Raw genomic sequence first — 6,817 nt, forward strand, 5'->3', positions numbered from 1 at the left:
TGTTGCTTTGCTGCCCGGTTGCCATTCTGCCATTTCAAAGCCTTTGCATAGTCCTCTCATGGTAATGACAACACCTTCTGCAGGTGTGCCTTGCGCTTGCATTGAACTGCGCAATGAAATGTCGACATCAGTGCGCCCCAACAGTGTCATCAACTCTGGAGAGCAATCAGAAATGGTCATGCTAAGTGTGAGGGTTTCAAGACCAAGATCAACCTCAATAGAGCTATCCATGCCTCCGCCGCGATAACTTTCAACAACCAAGTTCAAATTCGGTAATGTTACGCTTTCACATTTTGCTTGATAGGGAATGCCGTCGACAAAAATGTTAAAATATTTCAAAACTCTTGGTAAAACGGGGATAGCCATTAAAAAATCTCCTCTAAATAATCATTCACAATGCGTGAACGGAATGTGATGTGTTCTGCTGGTGTTGTTGGTGTGAATTCGACATTGAAATAGATTCTGCCGCCTTCAATGGCGCTTGCTGTATTCAACTCTGGATCAGGTGTACAACGCCCACCAAGAATGGCGCCTTGTGCTTTTAAATCACGCAAATAGGCATTGACGCTTTCACTGACATCATTCATGTAGGTTTTTTTGATATTGCGGTCGACAGCCCATAGATGTCCGCGCAAAATGGCATCATTGATCATATCTGCGGTGCGTACTACGGATAAGAAAGCAAACTTTGTATCACTTGAAAGGGTACGATTGCCCCAAAGGCGATAGCCGTTTTCGCGAATAATGGTTGTGATATTTTGTTCATTGAGAAGGTTGGCGCGGCTTGATCTGTCCCCAATGGAAAAATCAATGGGGCGCGCAGTTCCTACAATGCCATTGATCACTTTATTGGAAGGGGAATGCCAAAAACCGTGTGTAAAATCTGTTTTGGCAATGATACCAGCAACCGCTGCACTTGCCGGTTGTTCTATGATTTTTCCATCACGATTTACCTTTACAAACGGGTCAATGAGAATGGCGCGTTTTGAATCAAAATCCTTTGCCGTACTAAGTGCTGCTTCATCTGTCGTGTTGGGTGCATCAAGCACCACAATGGCACGCAAACGCTCGGCAATGCCAATCAGTTCTGCTGCTACAGGATTAGAGGTTGTACTGATATCGGCTTTAGCTGTTGCACCAGTGCCATCTCCTTCAATCGTCACATTTGGGGCGGTGTGATAATCAAAGCCACTGTCCTTAATGACAACAGAAGTTACTTTTCCATCTTTCAGGATTGCTTCTGCTTGTGCACCGCCAGCAATTTTAACAGTTGCTTGAGTGTAACCGCTTCCTTGGTTTATCACATCAATCTTGCTAAGACTGATAGGGCGTTTGTGTGTAAAGCCTGTAGCGATGAGAATGCGTGGTGTTTGTCCCACAATGGACCCCGCTCCAATCAAAGCATGGACGCCTTCATAAGCGCCATTTGCATTCACACCACCCAGAATATTGGTGAGTGTTGCATTTTCATTGTCACCCTCGTTCACACGCACGACAACAACAATTGCTCCCACTTGCTTGAAAATAAGATCAAGGGCATTGGGTAGGGTGCCTTGACGCTTACCCGTTTTATCCAGTTTTGCAGCTTGCGAAAGAGAGCCTGCTACCAAAACCGGTGTGTTGAGAGGGAATGCTCGGTCATCGGCATCGGGTGCTGTGCCAACAATCCCGATAACGGCAGACTGAACCGCGCGAAGGGGGCGGGTGCCGTCGTCAACCTCGACAACTTCAACACCGTGTAGAAAACCTGTTGCCATTTTATACTCCTTTGAAATATTGGTGAATGAAAATGAATGGGAAAAATGAGAGGTAAAAAACTGTGTTTTTCAGTGCTTGGCATCCAAAAATAAAAAAATTATCGAAAGATGCTTGACATTATTTCTGTACTGTATATCTTCGGTGTTAGGTGCCTGAAAAACACCGAACGATAAGCGGATAGATTACCGAAATAATCTCTTCCCGCCGAAATTTAAAAACTTTGACTCATCACATGCTTTGTAGCATATAGTGATTTTGTCGGGTGTGGTTACACTATACAATACCTTTGCGGGAAAAGTGTAACGACGGACTTATCGCCGTGTTTTTCAGCGCCCGGCACTCTCTTTAGAGTGTCAATGAAAAACATCTAACGATAAGGAGTTCTCATGAACACTCTTATAAAAATTACAGAACAAGTCATTGATGGCGATACTGTCCAGACAGTAAACGCACGTGACTTGCATACATTTTTAGAAGTTAAAACCAGTTTTAAAGATTGGATTATTCGTCGTATTAAAGAATGTAAATTTAAAGAAGGTTATAGCTTTTGCTCTTTTTTGAGCGAAAGTTCAGGAGGTCGTCCTTCTAAAGAATACTACATTACGTTAGACATGGCTAAACACCTTTCAATGATAGAGCGTAATGATAAAGGGTATGAAGCGCGTCAATACTTTATCAAATGTGAACGGCTTTTGAAACAAGTAGCAACACCGCAAGTCGACTACTCCAAACCCGAGGCATTGCTTGGTGTCTTGAATCACTTACAAAGTCAAATAGAGCAAAAGGATAACACCATTGCCGAATTAGCACCAAAAGCAAAAGCTTTGGAAGGTTTAAAGCGCTCTGATGGTTTATTCGGTCTTATTGAAGCAGCAAAGATGTTGGAAGTAAGACCAAAAGATTTAACGGATTACTTGCGTAAACATGACTGGGTATATCGACGGGCTCCAGGGGCGCCTCTATTACCTTATCAGGACAAGATCAAGAAAGGATTTATGGATTGTCCCGCTATTACCATTCAAAGACCGGATGGTACAGAAAAGGTGCTGCCTTCAACGAAAATCACATCTAGAGGATTAGCTTGTTTGAGAGAACAAATCCATGGAGATGTACAATGAACACCAGTATCGACTTTTTATGTGATTTATGGATGGCTTTGTTTCAATTTTCTGATCGTGATGATGTCGAAGATAAGGCTTTTAATGCTCTCATTGAGACCATGGATGCAATAGAAAAAGCTTTGATTTTAAAACTTCAAGATGAATCACCAAACGCACTCAGAGTTCTGGCAATGATTACAAATTTTGGAACCTTAAAACCTCCTTCTATTATGGAGCCTTTGTTGAAAGCTTACGAGCCGAGTTTGAAAAATTCTGTTAAGAAAGCTGCTTAATTAAAAAACATGTTTTATCTCCTCGCCTTGAGGCGGGGAGGTGGTTAACAGCATAAAATATCTTTACATAATACATATTGTACGTATAATACGTATTATACATTAAAGATAGGATGTGCATATGAAAAAATATAGTTTTACAGATGTAAACCGCGGGGCAGGCGATATTTTAGACGAGGCTATGTCTACACCTGTAGCTTTAACAAAGCGAGGGCGTGAAAAAATCATTATGCTTCCTGTCGATTTATATAATGAATTAATAAAAGCGCGTTCTGGTGCACAATCTTTTGTTTATGCAGATGCACCGCAAAATATATTAGATGATTTAGAACGTGGTTTAGATGACATTTTGAATAGTGATGAACATGTTTAAAGCAGGGGATGTTGTTCGATATTATTATTTATCCAGTATTCCATAAAACATTATCCCTTGAGAGTGAGGAAGAGATCAAACAGCGTGAAGTGTTGGAACTTTGCTAACATTTGTTTCACGTTCAGCATGCCAAGCGTCATAATTAGCTTGCATACGTAACCATATAGCAGCTCCATCACCAAACATTTTGCCAAGACAAGCGGAAATAGCAGGAGAAACAGGCTTTTTTGCGTTCAGAATATCGTAGAGATGTTGGCGTGATATACCAAGCATCTGCGCAATTTCTGATTTTGTTTTGCCTGTTTCAGGAATAATTTCTGCTAAAACTTCTCCTGGATGAGTAGGACAACGGTTTTTATCTCTTTGTGCAGGAATGTCATTCATAACTGTATCCTTAGTGATATTGTTCAAGATCAACACGGTAAGCATTACATGAGTCAAATTCAAAGGTAATACACCATGGTCCGTTAACGTGGACAGTGTAACGAGTGGGTGAATATCCAATCAAAGAATGAAAGTTGAATCCTGGAAGATTCATATCTTCTGGTCTTTCAGAAATATCTAAACGATCAAGACGAACCATGATACGTTTTACAAGTTTCTTATCAATCTTGGATGAATTTCCCGTTTTGAATAATTCTGCCAATGTTTTGCTTTTAAACGTTTTAATCATTCTTTTATATAGCGTAAAATACTGTTAATGTCAACAAATAGCTTACATTACAAGTGCTAAAATGGAAAAAACAGTAACATCCCATTAGAAACCCTTATCGTCTAGACTTGTTTTTCTTTTCTCCACCTCATGCGTAAAGAGAAGAATAGGTGCATGGAGGGGATAAATTTGCACGTTAACATCAAGGATTTTACAAACATACCAACGGCTGTCTGATCAAATATTGCTAAAAACTTAGATCCCTTGCCATTCTTAATAAAGTGAATACGAAGTTTAAATTCTATTGTCATTTTGCTCTCCAAATTAATGAAGAGATCATAACAATCATCTCACTCTCTCATAAGACTGACACTGTCAGTCAAAAAAGCCCTTTAAAGGGCTTTAACAGGCTTTGAAAGAGTGATAAAAGGGCTTAAAATCATACAAGCCAGCTTATACAACAGCTATCCATTTGACTTGCGCTATTTTTGGTTTTGTATTTAATCTTTCCATAACCTTATAAGAACAGCGCCATCAGCTCCAGCGCCGCTTGGAGAGGAATCTCCATGAGAGCCAGCACCTCCGCCCCCAAAACCACGCCCTGCTTTTCCCGAACTATAGAAACCTTTGCCGACTCCTCCAGAGCCACCACGTGATGTATCACCTCCAGCATCGCCTCCATTACCGCTTGTTTTACTCGTAATTCCATTCGTTCCAGCATAACCATTTCCGCCTTTGGCAATTCCTAGATGTTCATCCGTTGCTAAACCAAAGTTTCCACCTGTTCCTCCAGCACCACCATCGCCTGAATAGTAGGTAGTCGTACCACCACCAAATCCCGTGTGAGATTGATAGGCAGAAGCACCCCCACCACCATGTCCTCCTGTCGCCGTAATAAAATTCTTTCCAACAGCTGTTGTTCCTCCAGAATTTCCTGTCGCACTGCGTGATGCAACAGAAGCGCCTCCTTTACCAATGATGATATCCTCGTGACCGTTTAAACTGGCTTTATAGCCATACCATACCGTACAACCGCCACCGCCGCCACCGCCTCCTAAGTAATAAGAATAACCACCCCCACCACTGCCGCCGCCACCCCATGCTTGGATTTCGACTTTTGTGTTATCCGTTACCCAATCGGGCCATTGAATTTTCCCATCCTGTGTATAGAGCAATTCAGCATCAGCAAGGGCAGTCCAATTCGTGATTTTATCGGTCAAATCTTTTTTAAGACTCTTTATCTGTGCCAAGATGGCTGCATCCACTTGTGATTTGGTATAAACAACATCACCGTCCACTTTAAGCGGTCCTTTAAGCGAGCTTCCGGTTGTGCTTAGATTGGTAACGACTTTGTTGTTATGGATAAGGTTAAACGACGAATTGCCTAACAGTTCCAAATCACTACTCATGGTTACTTTGCTGGTAAATTTATTATAACTTTGCCATTCATTTGGGCTGGCTAAGCGACCATAGCTTGTGAGATCTTCGTTAAGCTTGGCTCTAAAATCATCAAGCCCCACGATATCTTCGGTTTTATGTTGATGTGCGCCTAACAGTGAGACAGCACTCCCAAAGGTGAAGTTATTGTTGCTTGATTTATAGAGAACATAATTGTTGGCAGCATCGTGTGCACCCTCGATATCGCTTAAATCGGCAAAAGTGAAGGTTTTATCCGCTGCCATTTTGCCATTGAGAGCGCTTTCTAGATCTGCGATTTCGTTGATCGTATGCGTGTGGTGTAAAGGTGCCTTTTCGTCTACCTTTTCCTCAACAGCCAAAAGAGCTTGATCAATTTTGGTCAAGTTTTCCCGCAAGATTGGGAATTCAGAACTGATAAAACGCCCCTCTTTAGGCAATTCCATGTCGAGTTTTTTCGTTTTTGTCATGTGTTTTCTCCCATCACAATATGCCGGCGCCAAAATCACACACCATTGATCGCGCTGCTGGTCCACCGGTAAGCGTGAGTTTCAAGCGCGCTTGTTTGGCTGTTTTGTCACTGCTCACAAATTTTCGTTCTGTCCAAAGTGGTTCAGCGAGTTGTTCTGTTTCGTCAAGTTTCAAAGGGGTGAAACCACCATCATCTAGTTGCATCTCCAGTGAAAAGGTTGCACCGCCCGGTAAAAAGGTTTTGATATAGCTGGTCAATCTTGCTTTTTCACCAAAGGCAAAAGCACGCGTGACATAGGTCGCTTCCTTATGGATCTTTCCCGCAATCAATTGAACAGGAGCAAATAACACCGGTGAGAGTTTCTCTGTTCCTTTAAGAATAGCGCGAAGCTTGATCTTTTCACTGATATATTCGGTAAGACTGAGTAATTGAAAGGGAAGGAGTTGATAAACCGTGCCGTTGTTTCTTTCAATTTCAAAGATGACAGAACACTCACTTGAAGGCAATTCAATGGCTGCGCGTACTTGCAAATCAGAGCAGTCCACAAGGTCAAAGGTGCCTAAATCGACAATCTTTTCTGTTTGCCTATAGCGTGCTGCCAGCACTCGAAAGGCTAAAGCCTCATCTTGATGGGCTGTCCAACTTTGTGCGTTAACAGAAGAAAAGCGTGGTCCGGTCACGTAAGGGTGACTCGAGACATATCTCTGGTGTTCTGCATCAAAATCTCCAAGCTTTGCTAGTGAAACAGAATGA

The 6,817-nt window shown here is 42.0% G+C and carries 8 protein-coding genes and 1 pseudogene; 3 read left to right on the forward strand and 6 right to left on the reverse strand.

All coding sequences use genetic code 11. The features are described 5' to 3' along the window. Positions 1 to 366: phage major tail tube protein (locus ACFIKX_RS08980; RefSeq protein ID WP_375629458.1), on the reverse strand; the 366-nt coding region annotated here is incomplete at its 3' end. Then, positions 366 to 1,757, reverse strand: a complete 1,392-nt coding sequence (locus ACFIKX_RS08985) for a phage tail sheath subtilisin-like domain-containing protein (protein ID WP_375629455.1) — start codon at positions 1,755 to 1,757, stop codon at positions 366 to 368. The genes ACFIKX_RS08985 and ACFIKX_RS08980, both read right to left, overlap by 1 nt. A 387-nt stretch (positions 1,758 to 2,144) precedes the next feature. Here ACFIKX_RS08985 and ACFIKX_RS08990 point away from each other — a divergent pair, with 387 nt between their 5' ends. From ACFIKX_RS08990 to ACFIKX_RS09000, 3 genes are all read left to right on the forward strand, one after another. Continuing rightward, positions 2,145 to 2,876, forward strand: a complete 732-nt coding sequence (locus ACFIKX_RS08990; RefSeq protein ID WP_375629452.1) for an antA/AntB antirepressor family protein — start codon at positions 2,145 to 2,147, stop codon at positions 2,874 to 2,876. Continuing rightward, positions 2,873 to 3,151, forward strand: coding sequence for a hypothetical protein (locus ACFIKX_RS08995; RefSeq protein ID WP_375629449.1), 279 nt, complete (start codon positions 2,873 to 2,875; stop codon positions 3,149 to 3,151). Before ACFIKX_RS08990 ends, ACFIKX_RS08995 begins: the two co-directional genes overlap by 4 nt. Before the next feature lie 121 nt (positions 3,152 to 3,272). Beyond that, positions 3,273 to 3,524: a type II toxin-antitoxin system prevent-host-death family antitoxin gene (locus ACFIKX_RS09000; protein ID WP_375629446.1), complete on the forward strand. Its 252-nt coding sequence runs from the start codon at positions 3,273 to 3,275 to the stop codon at positions 3,522 to 3,524. Between the two features lie 75 nt (positions 3,525 to 3,599). On the opposite strand, the gene ACFIKX_RS09005 is transcribed toward ACFIKX_RS09000, so the two are convergent. From ACFIKX_RS09005 to ACFIKX_RS09020, 4 genes and pseudogenes are all read right to left on the reverse strand, one after another. Continuing rightward, on the reverse strand, positions 3,600 to 3,908 hold the full coding sequence (locus ACFIKX_RS09005; RefSeq protein ID WP_273721170.1) for a HigA family addiction module antitoxin: 309 nt from the start codon (positions 3,906 to 3,908) through the stop codon (positions 3,600 to 3,602). A gap of 10 nt (positions 3,909 to 3,918) precedes the next feature. Beyond that, positions 3,919 to 4,197: a type II toxin-antitoxin system RelE/ParE family toxin gene (locus ACFIKX_RS09010; RefSeq protein ID WP_375618870.1), complete on the reverse strand. Its 279-nt coding sequence runs from the start codon at positions 4,195 to 4,197 to the stop codon at positions 3,919 to 3,921. Between the two features lie 479 nt (positions 4,198 to 4,676). Beyond that, positions 4,677 to 6,062 (reverse strand): Bgr_08870 family protein, encoded by a 1,386-nt coding sequence (locus ACFIKX_RS09015; RefSeq protein WP_375661243.1) that lies wholly within the window; start codon positions 6,060 to 6,062, stop codon positions 4,677 to 4,679. 13 nt (positions 6,063 to 6,075) lie between these two features. Beyond that, a pseudogene (locus ACFIKX_RS09020) lies at positions 6,076 to 6,817 on the reverse strand (DUF4815 domain-containing protein); the annotation flags it as partial.

The organism is Bartonella sp. CM86QHHN, assembly GCF_042194695.1.
Classification (GTDB): domain Bacteria; phylum Pseudomonadota; class Alphaproteobacteria; order Rhizobiales; family Rhizobiaceae; genus Bartonella.